This is a genomic window from Cytobacillus sp. ABV4_503, from assembly GCF_056158445.1.
Window position 1 is genome coordinate 2,127,704 of the sequence record NZ_JBSWTH010000001.1, and the last position, 24,651, is coordinate 2,152,354.

Consider the following 24,651-nt stretch of genomic DNA (forward strand, 5'->3'; position numbering starts at 1 on the left):
TAGATACAAATTTATTCAACAAGGACATTCTGGATGTTCTGTGGTAAATATAAAAAAATAAAGAGCCCACAATGGCTCTTTTATAATTTGAAGCTGTTTTTAGGCATTCCGGTATTCCAGAACTGGCTCATGACAAACGGAGTGCCAATAAACACAGGAACTACATAATAGCTGAGACGATAAAACATGAGAATCAACAGCCCCAATTCGGTGGGAACACCCTGTGATTCCAGTCCGATCAAAAATACAAAATCAAAGGAACCAATGCCTCCAGGGATCATACTCGCTATGCCAGCGCATGCTGAAATGATGACAATGGGAAACAGCACAAAAAATGAAATCGATACTTCCAGGGCCCGGGCAATTCCCCAGATGCATATAATAATAAATAGCCACTCCGATAAAGAAACAGCCAGCAATTCTCCTGCAAATCCTTTTTTGATGTGTTTCATATTCCAAAAAGACGCCTTAAAAATGTAAACGCCAAGCAGCAGAGGTGTATATGCCGCAACGGCCCAAACGGCAATCTTTATAAGTTTAACATCATCGTATAAATGTAAATCTGTAAAAAGGACCATCCATGACAATATGGACAAGCCCGTGAGGTAAAAAAGCGACAGCTTGGCAATAATTTTGATATACGGAGTATTGCCAGTCAAGTAATCCTTATAAAAATAGGACCTGAGTGTTGCTCCGGCCACACCTCCAAATCCGATAAAGTTAGAGAATGCGTTGGCAGATAAAGAATAAAATAATAGCTTTTTTTTAGGCACTTTAATCCTGAAAAGCCTTTGGAGTATTTCATCATAAAAATACATTGGAAAAAGTGCAGCCAGTCCCAATAAAAGGATAAAAAATAGTCTGCGGAAGGTTAGCCGGTCAACATAAAGCTCAAGGAGAGCCCAATTAAAATCATTGAATATCCCTTTTGCTTCCATCATGACAAACAGCAAAATGAATAAGGGTACGAGGAGTTTGGCAAGCGTTATAATTGTTTTTTGTTTTAACAAAGACAAAATACCCCACCATTCATGTAGTGAACTAGAGATAATGATTATTTAATCTCCCTGATAGAGTGTAGCATACTAAAGCGGACAATATATACCTTCTCCTATTATATTCCTGCATAGATACAATAGAATGGGACAAACGATAACTTTTTTGCAATTGGTTCATATCTGCAATTGTTTTCAATGCAGCATTCAATTATACTTAAATCTGTGAATAGAGGTGAAATAATATCTTTGAAATATTAACTGAATCGTCTTTTATTTCATCAGAATATACTCTTTATTTAACATATATTATTGGTTTAGCAGCAAAGCTGTTAATCATTTGGAAAATAGAGCCGACTTTATACAATACCAGATATATTGAGAACGAAAAAAGACAATTTGAAAGCCTTCCGGGTTTTTACATGGTTCGGGGCTTTATTTGCGATTCAATTCAGTCCTGGATAGCAAAACTTATTCTAAAAAAAGGCCAAGAAAGTGATGAGCCTGAAGGTCTCTCCCCTATTTAAAGAAAAAAATAGCGGGAGGTTTGACCTGTATGAGAAAAATTAAACTGTTATTAGCCATTACCATGATTACTGTACTGCCAATATTCTTATCTGCCTGTCAGGCTCAAGGCGGACAAGGAACAGGTTTTTTCCATCATTATTTTGTCGATTCCTTTGCTTTGGCAATACATGGAACAGCCGTTTTCTTTCATGGTAATTTCGGCCTGGCCATTATCTTCATTACCATAATGATTAGGCTGATATTAATGCCCTTAATGCTGAAACAATATAAAAATCAAAGCGAAATGAAAGAAAAAATGGATAAGTTAAAACCTGAACTTGAAAAAATTCAGCAAAAGCTGAAAACAGCGAAAAAACCACAGGAGCAGCAAAAGCTGCAGCAGGAAATGTTCGGTTTGTATCAATCTCACGGAGTAAATCCTTTGAATGCAGCGGGATGTCTGCCAATCTTTATTCAAATGCCCATTCTGATGGGGTTCTATTATGCCATAAGAGGGAATCAGGAAATAGCTGCACATTCATTTCTCTGGTTCGATCTTGGTCATTCTGATATTTGGATCACAATCATTGCAGGAATTGTGTACTATCTTCAGTACCGGTTCACTCTAACGAATATGACTGCGCAAACGCCAAAGCAAATGAAATTGATTGGTCTTTTGTCTCCTGTAATGATTATGCTTGTTTCTTTAAATGCACCTGCCGCTTTGCCGCTATATTGGACTGCGGGCGGATTATTTTTAGTTTTTCAATCATGGCTTGGCAGAAGATTGTATACGAAAAATAAACCTGATACTATGCAGTTCATGTCAGAATCATAATTACATGGGGAGCGCGCTTAATGCCTGCTCCTTTTTTGTTTATTTTATAAAAGAAATCTGAATAACCTCACCTTTTATTGGAAAGATAAGAGGGAAAAACGGAAGGAGGAAAGTTTATGATTAAACGCAAATTAATGATGGCGGGGGCTCTGTCAGCTGCATTACTTGCTGGCTGCGGCATGAATGACGCGGATATGAATGAAACAGCTCAAAGAAACAGAGACTTGACAGAGCCTACAAAAGTGAACGACAGCAATTATGGCGAAAATGGACGCACCACTGAACCCGGGATTGATCTTACCCGCACGGGAACAAACAATGAGAATCGAAATGAATCCCCGCGAATGAAGGTTGCTGATAAAGCTGCCGATAAAATTACCTCTATTCCAGAGGTTGAGTCTGCGAATGTAATTGTGACAGACAATAATGCATATGTTGCCGCACGCTTGAATGATGGAAATGGAGAATTGACTAAGGATGTCGAGAAAAAGATTTCCGATCAGGTTAAAGCAGTCGATCAGGACATTGATAATGTATATGTTTCTGTTAACCCCGACTTTTATGATCGAATGACTGGATATACTGAGGATATTCAAGCCGGTCAGCCAATTGAAGGATTTTTTGATGAATTTACAGAAACAGTCAGGAGAATTTTTCCTACACAAAGGTAAAGGAATATTAAAAACGGCCCATTTTAACAGGCCGTTTTCTTCTTTGGATTAAGCATCCTGGAAATAATCTTTATAAAATCCGCTTACTTTTCCGGAATTGTCTGTAATGAAATAGAATTCTTCAGTTTCATTTTTTACATCATAGGTATTCCCTGCTGTCAAAGCCCGGTTTACAATGTATTTTGCTGCATCTGTATGCACGCATTTTACTTTTTTCAATGTTTCTCGTTCATGCCATTTTAAATGAATCATAATTGCCACTCCTTCATAATCTGCATTACTTACTATGATTAGTTTTTATTATAAAGAATACGAACTGTTGTCTGCAACTGGATTCTCATTAACTGCTGGCATTAATTTCATAAATTTCCGGAATCGGCTGATTTTATCCGCCTCAAATGTATACACTTCTCCGGTTAGCGTGTTTTTCATTGTTATATAATTAATTTCACAGATTTGGTCTATTCGTACAAACTCTAAATGATCATAATGTTCGTTATCATATTCCACTTCATAAAAGCCATTATCTGCTAAAATTTTCATTTTGATGACCTTCTTTCTAAGATGATGGCAAAGGTAATATACCACCCGCTTAGCCTGTTTCAAACCACCAAATAAAAATTTTGCGCTATTTTAGCAAATTTCAATAGATGAAAACGGGTCAGCACAGAGAAAAATCAATATGGGCTAGTACTAAGCATCCAATCTAATTTGAACACCCAGTTTTTCCAGCTGCTGTTCAAGCTTTCTGTAATAATCGTCACTTACTCTGCCTCTTGCTCCCCGGAGAATTTCAAGCGCGTAATGGTCAGGCGGGGGCAGCTCCCCCTTTTTATTGTAGACATGAAAAGTCAGGACATCTCCAAAAAACTTATCTCCAACTTTGACATTCACAAAGGCAGGACGATACCATTGTCCATAAAAACCTTCTCTATGAAACAGGTATTCTACTGCTTCATAAGGAAGTTCATATAGAACTCCTTCCGTGACGCCGCCATTTTCGATAATGTCTGCCCTTCCTCCATCCTCCCTGGAAAATAGGTATTGCATCGAGTAACCTGCCAGCGTTCCCCCGCCGACTATGGTTTTGAAGTGGTGATCTATTTTTGCCACGCAAAACCGCTCATCATCCATGCAGGAACCGTAAGCAAAATAAAACGTCTTTTCGGGCTTTTCCTTCATTAAGCGATAAAGCTTCCAATCTCCATGTAGAATGGGTTCGGCTAAAAGATCATCCCGGCAGGAGACATATACTAGTGCATTTACTTCTCCGGTATCAGTATGTACAGTCTGTTCCACACGGTCATATAAATTATCTTTTCTGCCCGGGATATAATCCTCAAGTTCATCCAGGTCAGTGAAATGATCTAAATGCACTTCATAAAGCTCTCCATACACTTTTTGGTCAAGTGATGATTTCATAGAGGGATAGCCAAGTCCTGTATCAAATAACTCCCCATATACCCATGCCTGCTCGGCAATGCAGGTACTGCCTTTTAAAACGAAGTGATTCGACTCATGTTTTCTTAAGGTTCCATAAACAAACAGCTTTTGTGTTGTCATTAGTGCTTGCTCCCCCTTATTCTTCTCTTTTGTTTATTATACTACCATTTTCTGAAGATTCTTTTCAAAAAAATAAGACGGAGAGTAATCTCCGTCCTAGCTGCATTGGCATACTGTGAACTTCTTTACTAAAGGAAGCTTGCAGAAAAATTTTTCCTTCGTATTTTCCTGGAACGGATTAATTTGGTTAAGTTCAGCAAATTCCTTCCGCTTAGCATTATTCAAAACTTCAATGACATAAATTTCCTCGTACATCTTCTATCTCTCCCTTCAATTTATCTTTAATCTCATTTTAAATACTTTACGCAGTAAAAACATTGGCAATGGGATTGAGATTTATTAAGACTTATGAATGAAGGAATGAGGAGTTCTTTAGGAAAGCGGAAGGCGCCCGCCTATTGGCTTATACCCGAGAGCCGAAGGCGCCTGGAGCTGGACAGTTATCTAGCTTCAGAATCTATACATCTTATTACATAAAAAAACCTGCTGGAATAGTCCCAACAGGTTAAATGTACTTTATTTCAACGTATTTGCTTTTTCAATGACTTCTTTAGCCTTTTCACGCAGTCTGAATTTCTGGATTTTACCAGAAGCTGTCATTGGATACTCCTTTGTAAATTCTATATAGCGAGGGATTTTATGGCGTGAAATTTTCCCTTTGCAGTATTCGCGAAGTTCGTCTGGTGTTAATTCAGAGCCTTCTTTTACGATTATCCAGGCGACCACTTCCTCCCCATAGACGGCATCTGGAACTCCAACCACCTGAACGTCCAGAATCGCTGGATGCGTATAAAGAAATTCTTCAATTTCGCGGGGATATATATTCTCTCCCCCGCGAATGATCATATCCTTTAGTCTTCCAGTGATTTTGCAGTACCCGTTCTCATCCATAACAGCGAGATCACCTGTATGCAGCCAGCCATCTTCATCAATGGCTTCTTTTGTAGCATCAGGATTTTTATAATATCCCTTCATGACATGATAGCCTCTTGTACACAATTCCCCTTGTTCTCCAAATGGTACTTCGTTATTGGTGCCTGGTTCCACAATTTTCACTTCCACATTCGGCAGTGCTCTTCCGACTGATTCCACTCTGAGTTCAATCGGATCATCCGTTCGAGTCTGCGTTATGACGGGAGAGGACTCTGTTTGACCATAGGCAATGGTTATTTCGCTCACGCCCATCCTTTCAATAACGCCTTTCATGACTTCAATAGGACAATTGGAGCCAGCCATTATGCCAGTACGGAGAGCCGATAGATCATACTTTGAGAAGTCAGGATCATTCAGCTCTGCAATAAACATTGTCGGCACCCCATGCAGGCCTGTACATTTTTCATCCTGGACCGTCTGCAGAACAGCTTTAGGACTGAACTCCTGCACAGGCACAATGGTTGCGCCGACGGATATGCATGCCATCGTCCCCAGCACGCACCCGAAGCAATGGAAAAACGGAACAGGAATACATAAACGGTCATCTTTTGTTAAACGCATGCAATTAGCAATATTATAGCCATTGTTAACAATGTTGTTATGGGTTAGCATAACCCCTTTTGGAAACCCTGTCGTCCCTGATGTATATTGCATATTGATGGCATCATCCGGGTCCAGGCTCTCCATACGCTCATTGAGTTCTGCGTCTGTAACTGATTCGCCCATCCTGATAATATCTTCCCAGCTGTAAGTCCCGGGAAAGCGTTTTTCTCCCATCACGATAACATTTTTTAAAAAAGGAAGTCTTTTGCTTTTCAGCTGTCCCGGCTCAGAATTCTTTAGTTCCGGAACAATACTGTATAGCATTTCTATGTAGGAGGTTTCTCTGAACTTTTCCATTAGAACAATAGTTGTACTGTCAGATTGCTTTAATAGGTATTCAAGCTCGGCAGCTTGATAGTTTGTATTAACTGTTACAAGGACAGCACCCATTTTGCCTGTTGAGAACTGGCAGGTAAGCCATTCTGGCGTATTGGTTGACCATGCGGCAATATGCTCTCCTTTTTCAAGACCCAGCTTCATAAACCCTTTGGCAGCAAGCCTGCAGTATCCATTAAACTCCTTATAACTCATTCGGAGCCCGCGATCTGCGTAAACTACAGCTTCATGATTCGGGTGAAGACCGGCTTTCTCCTCCAGGAGCTTCCCTACTGTTAGATTCAATAATTCCGTCATCCAGAAATCCTCCTTGGTATATGATGATCTAATTAATGTGTGAAGAGTTCTCTAAGATGCTGATATAAAAACGCTTTCATTTTATGTTATCATATATTGCTGAATATTCAATATTTTCATATATTAATAACTTATAAATTTTTCCGGCTGCAATTTCATATCTCTTAATTTATCAAATTTGTATTCTTTAATAATAAAAAGCCGCCCCTTGTTATAAGAGCAGCTTCCTTATGTTGAAACTAAAATAGTTCCGTCCCATTTAAAAATAAACAGTTTCAAATAGATTTATTTCTTTTTCAAGACCAGGAGAGAACTGGGCAGCAAATGGCTTCTCCCCCCTTTTTTTCAGGACTTCAATAGCCTTTCCTTCATCCTGCAATGGCTGGCAAAAGGTGATATTAGCTGATCCAATTTCAATGGATGCTCTCTTCTCTTTTCCATCGTTGCTAATGTAAACATCACCCATGGAATTTAGCATAATAGCCTTCCAGGACTCCGCAGACTTTTCACAGTCATGGGAGGCAATAAATACTGCTTCGATTTTTTTATTTTCAAGGTTTTCATCAATAAAGCCAAGATGTCTCAGTTCTTCAAATCTTCTATCGTCTTCCACGCCCCAGTCAATAAAGAAAGGATATTTATAATCGGGGTTTTCTTTAAAGAACAGCATCTTCCATGAAAGCATGCTGCCATCCTGCCTCTTTCTGCTTCCTTTAAAAATCGGAAGGGTCTCAAAGCCCTTTTTCTTTAATTCAATCCTTAGGTCTTCAATATTACTGGTTCGGAAGCAAAGCTGCCCGAGGCCATCCCCTAAAGGGAGTTCATCTGTCAGCTGGTTAATGAGCGGATTTTCAGCATCAGCGGCAATATGATTTTTTTCAATTGATAGAAATTCAATGTATGACTGTCCGATATATAAAAGGCTGTTATATGTCCCCCAGTTTTCATGGCTTCCTCCCAATACTGCTTTATATCCCTCGTTCCTCCACCTCGCCGCTGCTTCAGATGGATCAGCTTTAATAAAGTGGACGAGATGGTCCAGTGCCAGATTCATTATCGGCTTCCTCCTTTATACAATCTATTTATATAAATCTTACCTTCGGTTTGTATTCCAGTCCACTATAAGCTGCTGAAATGGGCCTGCAGAAAATGTCATCATAATGAAATAAATCTTTTCTTTATAAAGGGTTCACAAAAACTTAAAAAACCTTTACAATAATTAAAAATAGAATATTCAATCCATTTAACCAGGAGGTATGCATAATGAAAATTATGAGTAATGAACAGCTGGTCTTCTCGTATCGTGATGCATTGAAGTCGGGGTCTGAAAAGGAATGGATTAGGATATTAAAAACGGAGATTCAAAAACGGGGATTGAAGCCGTTTAAAGAGTAAGTTTCAACTTAATATTAATTTGCCAAATACTTAGTGGGTATGTAGAGCGGGAGCTATTCCCGCTTTTTTTAATATTTTCGCAAGGATTTTGGCAGTTTATTTGCTTTTTTAATATTTTCATATTCTTGTTCACTTAGAACTCCTAGTTTCTTTAACACTGTACTATATTGGAGTATCTTCATCTGCCTTCTTCTCAAGCTGATCACCTGCTTTTTTATTATAATATTCATAACACGTACAATGTTTCCTTAATGCAAATAATTTTCCATAATAAAAAATAAAACCAGAGCGAATATCCGCTCTGGTTTGTCATTTTATTATGCTTCAAAAAGAAGGCTTTCAGGATCTTCGATCAGTTCCTTGACGCGTTTCAGGAATGTGACAGCCTCTTTGCCGTCAACAATTCGGTGGTCATAAGAAAGTGCGATATACATCATAGGACGGTTTTCCATTCTTTCAGCATCAATTGCAACCGGGCGCAATTGAATGGAATGCATTCCAAGAATACCAACCTGTGGTCCGTTAAGGATTGGCGTAGACATCATGGATCCAAATACTCCGCCATTTGTGATAGTGAAGCTTCCACCCTGCAGGTCTGATAAGGCAAGTTTGTTGTCTCTGGCCTTCACCGCAAGGTCCATAATATCCTTTTCGATTTCAGCAAAGTTTTTGCGGTCTGCATCACGTACAACCGGAACTACAAGACCTTCTGGTGCTGACACGGCAATACCAATGTCATAGAATTTTTTTAGGACAATTTCATTGCCTTGAATTTCAGCATTTAAATAAGGATTTTTCTTAAGGGCTGCAACTACCGCTTTTGTGAAAAATGACATGAAACCAAGCTTAACATCATTTTCTTCGAAGAATTTATCTTTGCGCTTCTTGCGAAGGTTCATCACATTTGTCATGTCGACTTCATTGAATGTAGTCAGCATCGCTGCAGTTTGCTGAACTTCTACAAGGCGGTTTGCAATTGTCTGGCGGCGGCGGGACATTTTGATTCGTTCCACTTCTTTTCCGCCGGCCTGCTGTTCTGCAGGTTTTGAAGCTGCTGCCGGTTTTTGCGGCTGTGCTTGCTGTTTTGCTTGATTTGGATTGAAGGACTCAACATCCTGGGTTCTGATTCTGCCCAGTGGATCAGCTGTCGGCACCTGGCTTAGGTCAATCCCTTTTTCTCTTGCCAGCTTGCGTGCTGCCGGAGAAGCGATCGGACGCTGTCCGCCAGCTTTTTCTTCAGCCGCTGGCTGTTCGTGCTGAACCTCTGCTTTTGGCAGTTCAGCTTTAGGAGCCTCAGGCTTTTCTTCCGCTTTTTCTGGAGCAGGTGCAGCTTCTCCGCTTTCATTAACGATAGCAATGGTTTCACCTACATTAACCGTGTCGCCTTCCTGGGCTTTAATTTCCTGTAAAACACCGCTATGTTCAGAGATTATTTCAACGTTTACCTTATCAGTTTCAAGTTCTACAACATAGTCACCCTTATTTACAGTGTCACCAGGCTGTTTTAGCCACTGTGCCACCGTACCTTCTGTAATGGATTCTGCCAATTCCGGAACTATGATTTCTGCCACCTTAATTTCCTCCTTATTGCTTGCGTGTTAAAGTGAAACTTCAATCAGTGGGGGAATTTTCCCACTGATTGTTAGTCGCGTTCTAGTGTCGCTAATATCTCCGCTAACGCTTCGATCTATCGACACTACGAACCCGATTGGTTCAACTAAGCCCCTGCCTGCGCATCGGCAAGTTTCACTGTATCTCACCAAACGGGCCTATACGGGGAGTTTGACTCCTGCTAAATCTATTTCAATCCATCTATCTAGTCTTAATGCGGGAGTTTTACTGCCCGTTAGACTGCGATAGGGTTTCATCTATTATGCGTGCTTGTTCTTTCTTATGAACAGTCGGGTCACCTTCAGCAGGGCTTGAACGTCGTCTTCTTCCGATATATGTGACGTCTATATCACTTCCGGCAATTTCCTTCAGTCTTGGTTCAACGAAATTCCATGCACCCATATTTTTTGGTTCTTCCTGAATCCAGACGATTTCTTCCACATTCGGATAGCGGGTTAATATTTCTTTAATTTGATCCATTGGGAACGGATAGATTTCTTCCACACGTAAAATGTGGAACCAATCCTGATCCTGGTAGTTTTTCAGGTTTTCTGATAAATCGATTGTGATTTTACCTGTTCCAAGAATGATGCGTTTCACTTTTTCGTGATTTTGACCAAGGCCAGGCTGTTCCATAACAGACTTGAATTCTCCTTCGCTCAATTCCAGTCCATTTGAAGCGACATTCGGATTGCGCAGAAGACTCTTAGGAGACATGATCACTAACGGGCGAACTTCCTCTTTTCCGAGAATGGCAGCCTGTCTTCTTAAGATATGGAAGTACTGTGCTGAAGAAGAAAGATTGGCAACTGTCCAGTTGTTTTCTGCTGCAAGAGTCAGGAATCTTTCCAGGCGTGCACTTGAATGTTCAGGTCCCTGTCCTTCATAGCCATGTGGAAGAAGCATGACAAGACCTGATTTTTGGCCCCATTTCGCACGGCCAGCAGCAATAAACTGGTCAAACATTACCTGTGCCGCATTAGCAAAATCGCCATATTGAGCTTCCCATAGAACAAGCGTCTCCGGAGCGAATACATTATAGCCATATTCGAAGCCTACTACAGCAGCTTCAGATAATGGGCTATTATGGACAGCGAAAGATGCCTTGGCAGTTGAAAGCTTGTGTAAAGGTGAATACGCTTTTCCAGTTGTATGATCGTGCAAAACAACGTTTCTTTGGGCAAATGTACCTCTCTCAGAATCCTGGCCAGTCAGTCTGACAGGGGTACCATCAGATAGAATGGTTGCAAAAGCCAGTGTTTCGGCAAGTCCCCAATCAATCTTGCCGTCGCCTTCAAGCGCTTCCAATCTGCGCTGCAGAATTTTGCCGAGTTTATCAAACACTTTGAAATCCTCTGGCCATTTTAATAATTCTTCGTTAATTTGCTTTAATTTATCGACAGACACAGCTGTTTTAATTTTTGGCAGACCCTTTTCGACTGTTTCAGGCGGATTGGTTAACTCTGCCTCCTTTTTTTCTTTTGGAACTTTTTCATAGGCAGCCTTCATTTTTTCCAGTACATCATGATGAATGCCTTCTGCTTCTTCTTTGGAAATGATCTTATCATTTAAAAGCTTATCAGCATACAGCGCTTTCACGGTTGGACGCTTGCGAATAATGTTATACATAAGAGGATTAGTCGTCATAGGCTCGTCCATCTCGTTATGTCCAAAACGGCGGTATCCGATTAAGTCAATAAGGATATCTTTTTGGAATTTAGCACGATATTCACAAGCAATTCTTGCCGCTGCGACTACTGCTTCAGGTTCATCTGCATTAACATGAAGAATTGGCATTTCATACCCTTTGGCAAGGTCACTTGCATATCTGGTAGAACGTGAATCATGTGATTCTGTTGTGAAACCAATTGTGTTATTGGCAATGATATGGATTGAACCGCCCGTATTATAGCCAGTCAGCTGCCCAAGGTTAAGTGTTTCTGCAACAATTCCCTGTCCTGGGAAGGCTGCGTCTCCATGAATGATAATGGCTAAAGCAGCTTTTGGATCTACTTCAGGATAACCTGCTTTTGTTCTATTATCCTGTGAAGCTCTGGTGTAGCCCTCAACCAGTGAACCAACAAATTCAAGGTGGCTCGGATTATTTGCTAATGTCAGTCTGGCTATGGTCGTATTCTCATCTTTGATCTGTTTATCAAGACCAAGGTGATATTTAACATCGCCTGTCCATCCGTAATTGATTCCGATAGATCCTTCGGAAGGAACCAGTTCTTTATTTGGCGCATGCTGGAATTCCGCGAAGATCATTTCATATGGCTTTCCAAGCACATGTGCAAGAACATTTAACCTTCCGCGGTGGGCCATGCCGATATTAATCGTTTTGGCTCCATCAGAAACGGATTCGGAAACAATTTCATCCAGTAATGGAACCATTGTATCCAGACCCTCAATTGAGAATCTTTTCTGACCAACGAATGTTTTATGAAGGAACTTTTCAAATTCCTCAACTTCAGTCAGTCTTCTTAAAACTTTCAGTTTTTCCGCCTTCTGCATTGACAGTTTGTGGCTGTTGGCCCCTATTTTACGGCGAAGCCAGTCTTTTTCGTTTTCATCAAATATATGCTGGAATTCAAACGCAATTGGTCCCATATAAGCACTTTTCAGGAATTCAATTGCTTCAAGTCCGTTGCGTAATGGATAGGTGGCGTCTTTAGTAATGACACCGGCAGGAATCTCTTTTAAATCATTTTCAGTTAAGCCATATTTACTCAGTTCGAATAATGCACTTTCAGATTTATTGTTACCAAGCGGATAAATATCTGCAGCCAGGTGGCCATATGTGCGGATATTATCAGCAAGGCGAATTGCAGCAAGTGTTTTTTCAAGCTGTCCGGCATTCATTGGCTGATTTGCTGATGAAGCCATTTGCGGAGTTCCTTCACTCGCTAAAGGGGAACCGTTTCTTTCAAAGTAGTCTTTCATTTCAGGATCAATAGATGATGGATCCTCTAAGTATCTTTCATATAGTTCAATAACGTAGCCAAGGTTGGGGCCATGAAATCCTTGTTCAAAAGGTCCCTCACCATTCGATGGCTTTTTCATGGAAAATTACCTCCATAACTGTTTTAAGTAAATAATTCAAATACATTTTTCTCCCCTGAAAATACATTACCCATCTATAAGATGCATTAACGTTTTATTTTTACGAATAATAATATTTTTCAGAGGATAAAACGTTTCCACAGTTATTCTAACACGGAAAATCTAGTTGTACAAAGATAAAAACATGAATATAGTGGAAAACTATTAAAAAAATTTTTTTCGTAATTACTTATTCTAATAAAATGTTTTGTTAAATGTTAAACAATTATAAATAAGAAATAACTGGGTGGTTTTAAAAAGAGGCAAAAATAAAAAGCCGAAGTGCTGTTCGGCTTTAAAAAGTCTCAACTAAGTTAATATAAATTTGTTTCGCTGCATTCGCATTTTTTCTGTTTTCTTTTAGGGAAGATTCAATTGCTTCTCTCGTTTCCACAGGAAAATCAAAATGGCCGCAAGTTGTACATTTTTCGAACATGGAACCAGAAACATTTACTTCAATGCCATCCATGGTCTGGAATACTGCTGGTCCTTCGGATTCCGCAAACCGGTGGCGGCAGTGGCTATGTTCTCGCATATTAGCTTCCCTCCAAGAATTATATCATTTGCCTTCATTATAAAACAAATATTCTGAACTTTAAAGCCATTCACTTCTAACATTTTATGCCATGGTTTTTTTAAAAGAATAATTTGAGTGTTTTTAAGACACATTAAAGTTATTCAAATTCAGGAGGTTTTTCCATGAATATTGGCAGAGCAAAAGAGATTGCTGAGTCTGCTGAAATGTATAGTGTTACTTTCAATGGCAATCCGGTCATCATTCAGCATGTAGATGAGCAGACTAAGACAGCACGTATTTACACAAAGGCAGATTCTGAAAAAGAAATTGATGTGCCGGTTAACGATTTGATTGAAGAATAAATACCCTTAAAAACTTTCCAGAATATGATGGAAAGTTTTTTTGTTCAAATTCTTCTTCATTCCCCCTTAAAAACGGATGCTTAGGGCAAACAGACTCAAAACAACTGAGCGGAAATTTTTTATAACATAAAATATTCAAAAAAGTGTTGACGATTAGCGGTTTAGTGTAGTAAAGTTTAGAGAAAATTTAATATTTGATTTCTTATCCAGAGAGGTCGAGGGTAAGGCCCGACGACGCCTCAGCAACCAGCAATCATATATTTGATTGAAAAGGTGCTAATTCCTGCAAGTTTCTTAAAAACTTGAAAGATAAGAAGAATGGCTGATCACATTAAAAAGTCTTCTTCTTATAGAAGGCTTTTTTTATTTTTACTAAGGAGTGGTTACAAGCATGTATAAAATTGACACCAGATTAGCGCAAATCGGCAACAGAAGCGAGTCAGCAACAGGTGCAGTCAATCCGCCTGTATATTTTTCCACGGCATATCGCCATGAAGGCATTGGGCAGTCAACTGGCTTTGACTATAGCAGAACAGGCAATCCCACCCGCCAGCTGCTTGAAAAGGCAATTGCCGATCTGGAAGAAGGCGATCAAGGCTATGCCTGCAGTTCTGGAATGGCCGCAATTCTTACCATACTATCTCTTTTTAAATCCGGAGATGAATGGATTGTATCCAAGGATTTATATGGGGGTACATATCGTCTGCTAGAACAGGGCTTCAAGAAGTGGGGACTTCAGTGCAAATATGTAAATACCAGCAATCCGGAAGATGTGGAAATTTTAATCACAGAAAAGACCAAGGCAATATTTCTGGAAACTCCAACTAATCCGCTGATGGAACAGACTGACATTCAATCGATTGCAGACATTGCCCAGAAGCATAATATCCTCCTTATCGTCGATAACACGTTTTATACCCCTCTCCTTCAGCAGCCGTTAAAGCTTGGAGCTGATATTGTTATCCATAGTGCAACAAAGTATCTTGGCGGGCATAATGATGTCCTTGCCGGCTTAGTTGTCGCAAAAGGCAAAGAGTTATGCGAAGCCCTTGCTATGAATCACAATGCCGCAGGTGCTGTCCTCAGCCCGTTTGATTCATGGCTGCTCATCAGAGGCATGAAGACACTCTCCCTCCGCATGGAACGGCATGGAGAAAATGCGAAGGAATTAGCAGAATTTTTATCGGGCCACGATGCAGTAACGGATGTCCTTTATCCAGGCAAGGGAGGCATGATATCTTTCCGAATTAAGGATGAATCCTGGGTGAATCCATTTCTGCAGAGCCTCTCCCTTATCTCCTTTGCAGAAAGCCTTGGCGGAGTCGAGAGTTTCATAACGTATCCAGCAACCCAGACACATGCGGACATTCCTGAAGAAATCCGCATTGAAACCGGTGTCTGTAATAGGCTTCTGCGTTTCTCGGTTGGAATCGAAAATGCAGAAGATTTGAAGGCGGATCTTGAACATGCTTTTGCAAAGGTTGTTAAGGAGGCAGTACGATGAGTTCGAATTACACATTCCAAACGAAATTACTTCACAATAATCAAAAATTCGACCCGGAAACAGGAGCTGTCAGTGTACCAATCCAGCATGCCTCCACTTTTCATCAAAAAGATATTGATGTGTTCGGAAAATATGATTACAGCCGCAGCCTGAATCCAACAAGGGAAGCACTTGAAGAAGTCATCGCGGAGCTTGAAGAAGGTATTAAAGGGTTTGCCTTTTCTTCTGGTATGGCTGCCATTTCTACAGCATTCCTGCTCTTATCACAGGGAGATCATGTAGTCATTACAGAAGACGTATATGGCGGAACCTATCGCATGACAACAGAAGTCCTGTCCCGTTTTGGCATAGAGCACACATTTGTTGATATGACAAATCTTGAGGAAGTAAAAGAAGCAATCCGTCCAAACACGAAGGTTTTTTATGTAGAGACTCCTTCCAATCCGCTGCTGAAAGTGACAGATATACAGGCCATCAGTTCACTTGCAAGACAGCATGGAGCCCTGACATTTGTGGATAATACATTCCTGACCCCTGCCCTTCAAAAACCGCTCTCTTTAGGTGCAGATATAGTGCTTCATAGCGCAACCAAATTTTTATCCGGACACAGCGACGTCGTTGCTGGCCTGGCGGTTGTGAAGGATCCTGAATTAGGTGCAAAACTTGCTTTTCTTCAGAATTCCTTTGGAGCTGTTCTGGGTGTTCAGGATGCCTGGCTTGTGCTGAGAGGTATTAAAACGCTGCAGGTAAGGCTTGATCAGTCTGTGAAGTCAGCTAAAAAAATTGCTGGTTTCCTTAATGATCACCCTGCAGTTAAAAAGGTGCATTATCCAGGGTTTGCAGATCATCCCGGATATGAAATCCAGAAAAATCAGGCAGTAAACGCAGGTGCCGTCCTATCTTTTGAGCTTGAAGATGAGCTATCGATGAGAACATTTGTTGAGAATGCCAAAATACCCGTTTTTGCAGTAAGTCTGGGAGCTGTTGAATCCATCCTCTCCTACCCTGCAAAAATGTCACATGCAGCCATGCCTGCATCCGAACGGGAGCAGCGTGGAATAACGGACAGTCTTCTTCGTCTATCTGTTGGCCTGGAGAGTGCAGATGATATTATAGAAGATTTCAAGGCAGCTTTATCTGCTGCCGTACAAACAAAGCATTCGATTTTACAGCGGGGGTGATACTTTGAGTTTCCTTAATAAATTAAAGAATGAAATCATCATAGCAGATGGCGCGATGGGAACTCTTCTGTACTCCTATGGTACCGACAGCTGTTTTGAGGAATTAAATCTCTCACAATCTGAACAGATCCAGCACATCCATGAAGCGTACATTGGCGCAGGTGCTGAATTGATCCAAACAAATACGTATGCGGCGAATTATCTGAAGCTGCAGCGATATGGACTGGAGGACTCCGTTAAGGAGATTAACAGTTCTGCAGCAAGGATTGCAAAAAAAGCTGCCAAGGGAAAGGCATATGTCACTGGTACAATCGGCGGGATCAGAGGATTCAAGCCCAACATGATTACCCTTGAAGAAATAAAAAGAAGCTTCAGAGAGCAGCTTTATTGCCTGCTGCTAGAGGATGTAGATGGTATTTTACTGGAAACCTATTACGACCTTGAAGAACTTGAGACAGTTCTTGCCATTGCCAGAAAAGAAACTGATTTGCCGATTATCGCACAGGTATCTCTTCAGGAAGCGGGTGTTCTTCAGAACCAGACTTCTATCGCTGATGCTTTAACAAAGCTTGAGGGCATTGGTGCAGATGTTGTGGGAATCAATTGCAGGCTTGGTCCGCATCATATGCTCAAAACTCTCGAAAGTGTACCTTTGCCAAAGCATGCCTATCTTTCTGCCTATCCAAATGCCAGTATTCCAGCCTATACGGACGGCAAATTTCATTATGAAGGAGATGCAGAATATTTCCGCCAGTCAGCAATTGAATTCCGAAATCAGGGTGTCCGCCTGCTTGGAGGCTGCTGTGGAACAACACCTGACCATATCAAGGCGTTTTCTGATGTTTTAAAAGGACTCCCGCCAATCGAGGAAAAAGAGGCAAAGGCAATTAATAAAATCATTGTTTCTGAAAAGCCATCATCATCAAGAGAGCTCCCCCCTCTCCAGGATATTGTCAGGGAAAGGCCTTCTGTCATTGTTGAGTTGGATCCCCCGAGGAAGCTTGATACTTCACGCTTTTTCGAAGGTGCAGAAGCATTGAAGGAAGCCGGAATAGATTCTATTACACTTGCAGATAACTCCCTTGCTTCCCCCCGGGTTTGCAACTCTGCGCTTGGCTATCTCGTCAAGCAGCAGACAGGATTGCGCCCGCTTGTTCATGTGACCTGCAGGGATAGAAATATAATTGGACTGCAATCCCATTTAATGGGGCTGCATGCACTTGGATTAAATGATATTCTTGCTGTTACGGGTGATCCTGCACGTGTCGGTGATTTTCCAGGAGCATCTTCCGTATATGATGTCTCATCATTTGAATTGATCAGTATGATCAAGCAGTTGAATGAGGGGTTATCTTTTTCAGGGAAAGATCTTGGCCAGAAAGCTGCTTTTTCAGTTGCAGGCGCTTTTAACCCCAATGTCCGCTCATTGGAAAAAGCTGTTGGACGGCTTGAAAAGAAAATTGAACATGGTGCGGATTATTTCATCTCGCAGCCAGTTTTTTCTGAAGAGAAGCTGCTGGAAGTTCATGAGGCTGTGAAAGATTTAAAAGCACCTGTTTATATAGGCCTAATGCCCCTTACCGGCAGCCGGAATGCCGAGTTTCTTCATAATGAAGTACCGGGAATCAAAATTTCCGACAGTATTAGAAACCGAATGGCTTCATTGAAAGATGATCCTGCGCAGGCTGGAGCTGAAGGCATTGCCATTGCGAAGTCACTGATCGATGCCGCGGCAGAGCTGTTTAATGGCATTTACCTTATCACTCCATTTATGCGCTATGAAATGACGGTCGAACTATCAAACTATGCCCGTGAGACAACCGAACGGCTTTCAAGGAGGAAACAACATGCATAAACCATCACTGCAGGAGCAGCTGAAAAAGAAGATCCTGATCATGGATGGAGCAATGGGCACCATGCTGCAGAGAGCCAATCTTACCGCGGATGACTTTGGCGGCGAAGAATATGAAGGCTGCAACGAGTATTTAAATATAACAGCTCCTTCTGTGATTGAACATATTCACCTTGAATATTTAAAAGCCGGCGCAGATATTATTGAAACCAATACCTTTGGCGCAACCAGCATTGTTCTGGCAGATTACGATCTGGAAGAAAAAGCTTATGAACTAAATAAACTTGCTGTTGAAATTGCCAGGGAAGCTGCAGACAGCATTTCAACCCCTGAATGGCCGAGATATGTGGCTGGTGCCATGGGACCTACTACGAAGACGCTGAGTGTAACCGGCGGGTCTACTTTTGAAGAAATGATAACAGCTTATGAAGAACAAGCCAGAGGGTTAATTGACGGCGGAGCCGATCTTCTCCTCCTTGAAACCAGCCAGGACATGCTGAATGTGAAGGCTGGTTTTATCGGCATTGAAAATGCATCAAAAACGACGGGAATAAAACTTCCGCTCATCGTTTCGGGAACGATTGAACCGATGGGCACAACTCTTGCAGGCCAATCGATTGAAGCATTTTATATTTCTCTGGAACATATGAAACCTCTGGCAGTTGGTCTTAACTGTGCGACAGGCCCTGAATTCATGCAGGACCATATCCGTTCCTTATCAGGATTGGCATCCACTGCTGTCAGCTGCTATCCCAATGCAGGACTGCCTGATGAAGAAGGACAGTACCATGAAACTCCCGAATCACTGGCGAGCAAGCTTGAGGGCTTTGCCAAGGAAGGCTGGCTGAATATTGTTGGCGGCTGCTGCGGAACCACACCTGAACATATCCAGGCAATTGCTGAGTCGGTTGAAAATTATAAACCAAGGAATTATGAGGGGAATTCACTGCACAAAGTTTCTGGAATTGAACCTCTGATTTATGACGATCCGACATTAAGGCCCATAATGGTCGGCGAGCGCACAAATGTAATTGGCTCACGCAAGTTTAAAAGACTGATTGCTGAAGGTAAATTTGAGGAAGCTGCTGAGATTGGCCGAGCACAGGTAAAAGGCGGAGCCCATGTAATTGATATATGCCTTGCAGACCCTGACCGTGATGAAATGCAGGATGTTGAAAACTTTATCAGGGAATTAGTGAAAAAAATTAAGGTCCCGCTGGTCATTGATTCAACAGACGAACTGGTTATCGAGAAGGCCCTTACCTATTCTCAGGGGAAAGCCATCATTAATTCCATTAATCTGGAGGATGGTGAAGAAAGATTCGAAGCTATAGCTCCTCTCATCCATCGATATGGTGCAGCTGTGGTAGTAGGTACGATAGATGAAGTCGGAATGGGCGTTACGGCTGAACGAAAACTTGAAATTGCAAAGCGTTCGTATGATTTGCTTGTAAACAAGTATCAAATTCCGCCTGAGGATCTTATTTTTGACCCTCTCGTCTTCCCTGTCGGCACAGGGGATGAGCAATACATCGGGTCTGCAAAGGCAACTGTAGATGGGATAAGACTTATTAAAGAAGCTTTCCCGGAGGTACAAACCATACTGGGAATCAGTAATGTTTCATTCGGCCTTCCTCCTGTCGGCAGGGAGATATTAAATTCAGTATTTCTGTATCACTGCACTCAGGCAGGCCTCGATTATGCGATAGTGAATACGGAGAAACTCGAAAGATTTGCTTCTATTTCAAAAGAAGAGGTCTTAATGGCTGAAAAGCTTCTTTTTGAAACTACTGATGAATCACTTGCCATTTTCACAGATTTTTACCGGGATAAAAAGAAAGAAAGCAAAAGTGTTCTTCCGGATATGACACTTGAGGAACGCCTCGCTTATTATATTCTGGAGGGAACAAAAGAAGGGCTCCTGCCTGATCTTGATCTGGCCCTGCAAGCATACCCTGCTCCCCTTGATATCATTAATGGGCCTTTAATGAATGGAATGAAGGAAGTAGGAAGATTGTTCAATGATAACCAGCTGATTGTTGCAGAAGTCCTTCAAAGTGCAGAGGTAATGAAAGCATCTGTTGCTCATCTTGAACCTTATATGGAAAAAGACGCTGCACAATCTTCTTCCAAGGGGAAAATCATCCTCGCAACCGTTAAAGGCGATGTCCATGATATTGGGAAAAATCTTGTAGATATTATTTTAAGCAATAATGGATATGAAGTAATAGACCTGGGAATCAAGGTCTCCCCTGCTGAACTGATTGAAAAAATCAGGCGTGAGAATCCGGATATGGTCGGCCTGTCAGGTCTGCTTGTTAAATCCGCACAGCAGATGGTCATTACGGCCCATGATATGAAGCAGGCAGGAATCGATATTCCGATATTAGTAGGCGGAGCTGCACTGTCGAGAAAGTTCACAGATACTAAAATCTCCAAGGAATATGATGGACTTGTACTGTATGCCAAGGATGCGATGAATGGACTCTCTATAGCCAATCAGCTTCAGGAGCCCGAAGAAGCGGAGAAACTGCGGATCCAGCAGGCAGAAAAACAGGCAGCCGTGCTGAATGCAGTCCCTTTTGACCGCGGATCGGTTGCGGTTGCAGTAAAGCCTAAACCAACAGTCAGCACAAAAGTGCCAGTTTTTGTTCCAAAAGATTTAAAGAGGCATCTGCTGAAAACATATTCCCTCTCGCATATAGAGCCGTATATAAATAAGCAAATGCTCATTGGCCATCACCTTGGCTTAAAAGGAAACCTGCAAAAGCTTCTTGCGGAAAAAGATGAAAAAGCGATTAAGATTAACGCAATGGTTGATGAACTGATTGCTGAAGCAAAAGAGAAAAACTGGATTGAGCCTAAAGCAGTTTATCAATTCTTCCCTGCCCAAGCAGATGGCGATAAGGTGTATATCTATGATGAAGATGAACAAACGGTCATTGAAACGTTTGAGTTCCCGCGCCAGGAAACAGAGCCATTCCTGTGTCTGGCAGACTTCCTTAAATCAAAAGAAAGCGGTCAAATGGATTATGTTTCCTTCTTTACTGTTACAGCCGGGAAAGGAATACGCAGTATAGCAGACCGTTTAAAAGGGGAAGGCAGATTCCTGGAAAGCCACGCTCTGCAGTCGCTCGCTTTGGAGACAGCTGAAGGGCTTGCCGAGCTGATCCATCGTCAAATACGGGATCGCTGGGGATTCCCTGATCCAGTTGAAATGACTATGAAAGACCGTTTTGCAGCGAAATACCAGGGACAGCGCTTTTCTTATGGATATCCTGCATGCCCAGAGCTTGAGGATCAGAAAAAGCTATTTAAACTAATAAAGCCTGAAGATATCGGAGTTAAGCTTACGGAAGAATGCATGATGGAGCCGGAAGCTTCTGTATCTGCAATGGTTTTTGCCCATCCGGAAGCAAGATATTTTAATGTATTAAGATAGTAAATAACCCGGCAAATAAAAAAATTGCCGGGTATTTGCCTATCCCTTTTTAAAACCTTTACAATGGTTACATAGCAAGGAGGGAAATTTATATGAATGTTCTCTGGGATTTAGATGGCACCATTCTGGATACATGGCCTACTCTGGTCCAGTCTTTTATTCGCATATCTGGCAAAGAGCTGGATCCTCAAGAAGTTCTTACGCCTCTTAAAAACGGGACAGCCTATCAGAAATTTAATGTTTCACCGGAAAAAATTGCTGATTTTCGTCAAATGGAAGCAACTTTTAAGCATGATAAGAAGCCATTATTCCCATATGTAAGGAATATTTTAGAACAAAATAATGTAAATGTGATGGTAACCCATCGGAACCGGCAATCCACAGAGGAGCTGCTTGAATATTGGAAACTTAATTCCTATTTTGCAGAAGTCATCTGCCCTGAATTTGATGGGTTCAGCTTAAAACCACATCCGGAATCCTATGAATATCTTCATCGGCGATATCATATTGATTTGGCGATTGGCGACCAGGATACAGATTTAATGCCTGCCAGACAGATTGGCATCAGCACCTGTGCGTTTCGCAATCCTAACCCCTATGCAGACTTCGCGATTGATTGCTATTCAAAATTTGAATTTGAGAAATAAGGAACCAGGGCTTCACTATGATGAAGTCCTGGTTTGATACCGAGCAGTTTAATTAGCTGATCTTCGCGTATTAATCCTGATTACTCTCTCAGTTTTTGAATCAAACTCAATATCAATATATAAACCGAATTCTTTGCCGCTATCCTCTATCCATAGCTTGAACTTTTCAATGTCTGTCGTTTGTCTCTTTTCTCTGCCGATATGCAAGTAGTCCAGAATTTTAGCTTTAGGGTATTTCTCTTTTGCTGTTTCCATAGCCAGTCTGCCCCATTTTGCATAGGCTGGTTCTGGTCTTTCTGCAAACGCTTCTCCAGTGAATGTCCGAATGGGAATATACTCCGATAAGAACATCAAAACCATAAAGCTGATAATTAATTTCTTCATCTTTTACCTCTTTCCCAAAAGATCCTAATCAGTATTCCCGCTATTCATGGTTTCTTCCTTCATCCGTTCTTCCTCTTCCTCTACACAGATATAAGCAATTTGTTCTTCCATTAGATGATGGAGAATATCTTTATCATCTGTACAGGAAATGTCTTTTCTTTTTTCCATTATCCTCTCTCCCCTCCTCATTCATTCGGGATTTATTAAAATAATTTCTAAATCTAACTACTAACGCCGACAATATTTTTTTATCCACAAATGCCAAATGAAAAACATACATGAATATTGATTTCATCAAGAACAGCATAAATAGCTTCAGCTGTGAAAAACGGAGAAGCTTCCATATCCCGATCTTTTTGAACCACGTATAAAAAGGATAGGCGAAAAAGGCGTCAACAACTGTATTCAAAAGGAAATACAGCAAGGGCCTGCCATAGGTTAATTTTAATATCCATATAGATCCCGCAAAAAACGGCCCTAAAATCATTGGCAATTCACCACTGAGTTTTGGAAGAAGCCTTTCCTTAATAGTCCACCATTTGTTTTTTTCAGCAATAAATCCTTCTAATAAAACATAAAGGCACATAAAAATGGCTGCCGGATAAAAACGTTTAAAGTCCCTTTTGCCTATGAATGGAACAGTCAGCCAGGAAAGGAGAATTATAAGCACCAAATATAGCTTCTTTTTCATCTTACCCCACCTTTTTTTTAAGGTTTTGTATTTAAAGGAAAATTATTCATTCCTTCCGCATGAACGGCAGATATTTTTAAATTTGCTTTAAATTTGAGGTTTGAACATTTAAATATGTGTAATAGATTAACAACCAAAGAAGGAGCTGATCAGCATGTTAACAATGTATAAATGCAAAAATTTTAATAAAACTGGGAAAATTCTGCTCCCCAGCAAGTGGCGCTGCCAATTTGGGCTTTTGCCGGGAAAACTGGCTGATCTTCGCTTCGACCAGGATCAAATTATTATTGAGAAGGCCGATTATAAATCAACCCATAATAAAAGACTTATATCTGAAAATGGCTCTATCCATATTCCAAAAGAACTTCAGCTTCTTCTTGACATTACGGAGGAAGAAGAATATTGCCTTTTTATTGATGAGGAAGATAAGAGTTTTGTCCTTAAGATGATTTCAGAACACTAAAAAAGCTGCAGCTATTTCCTAAGCAGCAGCTTTTTAGCAGATATATTTACCTGTCAGCTTTGAAAGTGCCTTGCAAAACTTTTCCCAGCCCTTAGGGAATGCCTGTATTCCCTGACTCTCAAAAATATTTGCCTTTGTAATCAGCTTTATGGACCATGTCACACTATCCAATATTATTCCAGGGTTTTGGTATTCCTTCTGCCACTTCCAAATTTTCAGCCGATATAATTCCTTCTTAAACTCCTCAATGCTGCCTGAAGCTGCAGGCAGTTCATTTCTAGGTGAGAACGAACTTAAATGCCATTCAAAATATACAAAACGTCCGTTGATAAAGTCCACTTCAATTTTGTACCATGGCCCGGGATAACCGCCAAGGCTGACACTTAAAACGATGGGATCTTTATCAGGATCAATCGTGACAATATTATTTTTTATATGGAAAATTTCTCTTTTTCTGCTGATAACAGATTTTACATGTGATAATTCAAGCGGTTTCCGGTTGGTATTCTGAAAGTTACTTTGTCTATTTATTTCGTCAAGCAAGGAAGGGATTGATATAGCTCCCTTTTTCTCCAGGATATCCAAAATATTCTCGTAAATACTCATTGTTTCTTCCTCCATCAACACAAGGTGGGTTTATGTACCAAAGAATGTTTTCTTCCCTAATATCCTTTTTTCCCCCTGTGCAAACATTAATTAGTTATCAAGGTACATGAGTGAATAAATTCCGCCTGCTTATTGCACGCTATGGATTGGG

Annotated in this window: 24 protein-coding genes and 1 riboswitch; of the genes, 10 read left to right on the forward strand and 14 right to left on the reverse strand. The window is 40.9% G+C overall.

Features of this window, described 5'->3' with window-relative positions; translation table 11 throughout:
• Window positions 1-80: 80 nt before the first annotated feature.
• Complete coding sequence (locus ACXAD1_RS10675; protein WP_474910016.1) at window positions 81-1,010, reverse strand: lysylphosphatidylglycerol synthase domain-containing protein; 930 nt, start codon at window positions 1,008-1,010, stop codon at window positions 81-83.
• Between the two features lie 541 nt (window positions 1,011-1,551).
• On the opposite strand from ACXAD1_RS10675, the gene yidC reads away from it, so the two are divergent.
• Together yidC and ACXAD1_RS10685 are read left to right on the forward strand one after the other, a co-directional pair.
• Window positions 1,552-2,340 (forward strand): membrane protein insertase YidC, encoded by a 789-nt coding sequence (gene yidC, locus ACXAD1_RS10680; protein ID WP_474910017.1) that lies wholly within the window; start codon window positions 1,552-1,554, stop codon window positions 2,338-2,340.
• Between the two features lie 116 nt (window positions 2,341-2,456).
• Window positions 2,457-3,011, forward strand: a complete 555-nt coding sequence (locus ACXAD1_RS10685; protein ID WP_474910018.1) for a YhcN/YlaJ family sporulation lipoprotein — start codon at window positions 2,457-2,459, stop codon at window positions 3,009-3,011.
• A 48-nt stretch (window positions 3,012-3,059) separates the two neighbouring features.
• Here ACXAD1_RS10685 and ACXAD1_RS10690 read toward each other — a convergent pair whose 3' ends face one another.
• The 6 genes from ACXAD1_RS10690 to ACXAD1_RS10715 form a co-directional block, all read right to left on the reverse strand.
• Window positions 3,060-3,263 (reverse strand): DUF6501 family protein, encoded by a 204-nt coding sequence (locus tag ACXAD1_RS10690; RefSeq protein WP_258760113.1) that lies wholly within the window; start codon window positions 3,261-3,263, stop codon window positions 3,060-3,062.
• A gap of 48 nt (window positions 3,264-3,311) precedes the next feature.
• Window positions 3,312-3,554 (reverse strand): hypothetical protein, encoded by a 243-nt coding sequence (locus tag ACXAD1_RS10695; RefSeq protein WP_206839752.1) that lies wholly within the window; start codon window positions 3,552-3,554, stop codon window positions 3,312-3,314.
• A 150-nt stretch (window positions 3,555-3,704) separates the two neighbouring features.
• A complete protein-coding gene (locus ACXAD1_RS10700; RefSeq protein WP_206839751.1) occupies window positions 3,705-4,574 on the reverse strand; it encodes a gamma-glutamylcyclotransferase family protein in 870 nt (289 codons plus the stop codon).
• A gap of 96 nt (window positions 4,575-4,670) precedes the next feature.
• Entirely contained in the window at window positions 4,671-4,829 is a 159-nt protein-coding gene (locus ACXAD1_RS10705; RefSeq protein ID WP_206839749.1) for a hypothetical protein, read from the reverse strand.
• A gap of 261 nt (window positions 4,830-5,090) precedes the next feature.
• Complete coding sequence (locus ACXAD1_RS10710) at window positions 5,091-6,743, reverse strand: AMP-binding protein (protein WP_474910019.1); 1,653 nt, start codon at window positions 6,741-6,743, stop codon at window positions 5,091-5,093.
• A 259-nt stretch (window positions 6,744-7,002) separates the two neighbouring features.
• Window positions 7,003-7,797 (reverse strand): VOC family protein, encoded by a 795-nt coding sequence (locus ACXAD1_RS10715; RefSeq protein WP_474910020.1) that lies wholly within the window; start codon window positions 7,795-7,797, stop codon window positions 7,003-7,005.
• Window positions 7,798-8,006: 209 nt separating this feature from the next.
• On the opposite strand from ACXAD1_RS10715, the gene sda reads away from it, so the two are divergent.
• Entirely contained in the window at window positions 8,007-8,138 is a 132-nt protein-coding gene (sda, locus tag ACXAD1_RS10720) for a sporulation histidine kinase inhibitor Sda (RefSeq protein WP_206839746.1), read from the forward strand.
• A 317-nt stretch (window positions 8,139-8,455) separates the two neighbouring features.
• Here sda and odhB read toward each other — a convergent pair whose 3' ends face one another.
• The 3 genes from odhB to ACXAD1_RS10735 form a co-directional block, all read right to left on the reverse strand.
• Window positions 8,456-9,709, reverse strand: a complete 1,254-nt coding sequence (gene odhB / locus ACXAD1_RS10725; protein ID WP_206839745.1) for a 2-oxoglutarate dehydrogenase complex dihydrolipoyllysine-residue succinyltransferase — start codon at window positions 9,707-9,709, stop codon at window positions 8,456-8,458.
• A 265-nt stretch (window positions 9,710-9,974) separates the two neighbouring features.
• Complete coding sequence (sucA, locus tag ACXAD1_RS10730; protein WP_206839744.1) at window positions 9,975-12,812, reverse strand: 2-oxoglutarate dehydrogenase E1 component; 2,838 nt, start codon at window positions 12,810-12,812, stop codon at window positions 9,975-9,977.
• A 334-nt stretch (window positions 12,813-13,146) separates the two neighbouring features.
• Window positions 13,147-13,386 (reverse strand): hypothetical protein, encoded by a 240-nt coding sequence (locus tag ACXAD1_RS10735; protein WP_206839743.1) that lies wholly within the window; start codon window positions 13,384-13,386, stop codon window positions 13,147-13,149.
• Window positions 13,387-13,550: 164 nt separating this feature from the next.
• Between ACXAD1_RS10735 and ACXAD1_RS10740 the strand changes: the two genes are divergently transcribed.
• The 6 genes from ACXAD1_RS10740 to ACXAD1_RS10765 all read left to right on the forward strand — a co-directional run bounded on the left by ACXAD1_RS10740 (window position 13,551) and on the right by ACXAD1_RS10765 (window position 22,356).
• Window positions 13,551-13,730: an H-type small acid-soluble spore protein gene (locus ACXAD1_RS10740; protein WP_206839742.1), complete on the forward strand. Its 180-nt coding sequence runs from the start codon at window positions 13,551-13,553 to the stop codon at window positions 13,728-13,730.
• Window positions 13,731-13,929: 199 nt separating this feature from the next.
• Window positions 13,930-14,046, forward strand: a riboswitch (SAM riboswitch).
• Between the two features lie 75 nt (window positions 14,047-14,121).
• The gene (locus ACXAD1_RS10745; protein WP_206839739.1) at window positions 14,122-15,234 is read left to right on the forward strand and encodes a methionine biosynthesis PLP-dependent protein; all 1,113 of its coding nucleotides are present in this window, start codon (window positions 14,122-14,124) and stop codon (window positions 15,232-15,234) included.
• Window positions 15,231-16,415 (forward strand): cystathionine beta-lyase, encoded by a 1,185-nt coding sequence (metC, locus tag ACXAD1_RS10750; protein WP_206839738.1) that lies wholly within the window; start codon window positions 15,231-15,233, stop codon window positions 16,413-16,415. Before ACXAD1_RS10745 ends, metC begins: the two co-directional genes overlap by 4 nt.
• A gap of 4 nt (window positions 16,416-16,419) precedes the next feature.
• A complete protein-coding gene (locus ACXAD1_RS10755; RefSeq protein ID WP_206839737.1) occupies window positions 16,420-18,270 on the forward strand; it encodes a bifunctional homocysteine S-methyltransferase/methylenetetrahydrofolate reductase in 1,851 nt (616 codons plus the stop codon).
• On the forward strand, window positions 18,263-21,709 hold the full coding sequence (metH, locus tag ACXAD1_RS10760) for a methionine synthase (RefSeq protein ID WP_206839736.1): 3,447 nt from the start codon (window positions 18,263-18,265) through the stop codon (window positions 21,707-21,709). The genes ACXAD1_RS10755 and metH overlap by 8 nt, the downstream gene beginning before the upstream one ends.
• Before the next feature lie 92 nt (window positions 21,710-21,801).
• On the forward strand, window positions 21,802-22,356 hold the full coding sequence (locus ACXAD1_RS10765) for an HAD hydrolase-like protein (RefSeq protein ID WP_206839735.1): 555 nt from the start codon (window positions 21,802-21,804) through the stop codon (window positions 22,354-22,356).
• A 48-nt stretch (window positions 22,357-22,404) separates the two neighbouring features.
• On the opposite strand, the gene ACXAD1_RS10770 is transcribed toward ACXAD1_RS10765, so the two are convergent.
• The 3 genes from ACXAD1_RS10770 to ACXAD1_RS10780 are packed head-to-tail and all read right to left on the reverse strand — an operon-like array spanning window position 22,405 to window position 23,431.
• The gene (locus ACXAD1_RS10770; RefSeq protein ID WP_206839734.1) at window positions 22,405-22,740 is read right to left on the reverse strand and encodes a DUF3889 domain-containing protein; all 336 of its coding nucleotides are present in this window, start codon (window positions 22,738-22,740) and stop codon (window positions 22,405-22,407) included.
• A gap of 24 nt (window positions 22,741-22,764) precedes the next feature.
• Window positions 22,765-22,908: a hypothetical protein gene (locus ACXAD1_RS10775; protein WP_206839733.1), complete on the reverse strand. Its 144-nt coding sequence runs from the start codon at window positions 22,906-22,908 to the stop codon at window positions 22,765-22,767.
• Window positions 22,874-23,431, reverse strand: a complete 558-nt coding sequence (locus ACXAD1_RS10780; protein ID WP_206839732.1) for a hypothetical protein — start codon at window positions 23,429-23,431, stop codon at window positions 22,874-22,876. Before ACXAD1_RS10780 ends, ACXAD1_RS10775 begins: the two co-directional genes overlap by 35 nt.
• A 154-nt stretch (window positions 23,432-23,585) precedes the next feature.
• Between ACXAD1_RS10780 and ACXAD1_RS10785 the strand changes: the two genes are divergently transcribed.
• Window positions 23,586-23,894 (forward strand): hypothetical protein, encoded by a 309-nt coding sequence (locus tag ACXAD1_RS10785; RefSeq protein ID WP_206839731.1) that lies wholly within the window; start codon window positions 23,586-23,588, stop codon window positions 23,892-23,894.
• Window positions 23,895-23,927: 33 nt separating this feature from the next.
• Here ACXAD1_RS10785 and ACXAD1_RS10790 read toward each other — a convergent pair whose 3' ends face one another.
• Window positions 23,928-24,500, reverse strand: a complete 573-nt coding sequence (locus tag ACXAD1_RS10790) for a hypothetical protein (RefSeq protein WP_206839730.1) — start codon at window positions 24,498-24,500, stop codon at window positions 23,928-23,930.
• Window positions 24,501-24,651: the final 151 nt, after the last annotated feature.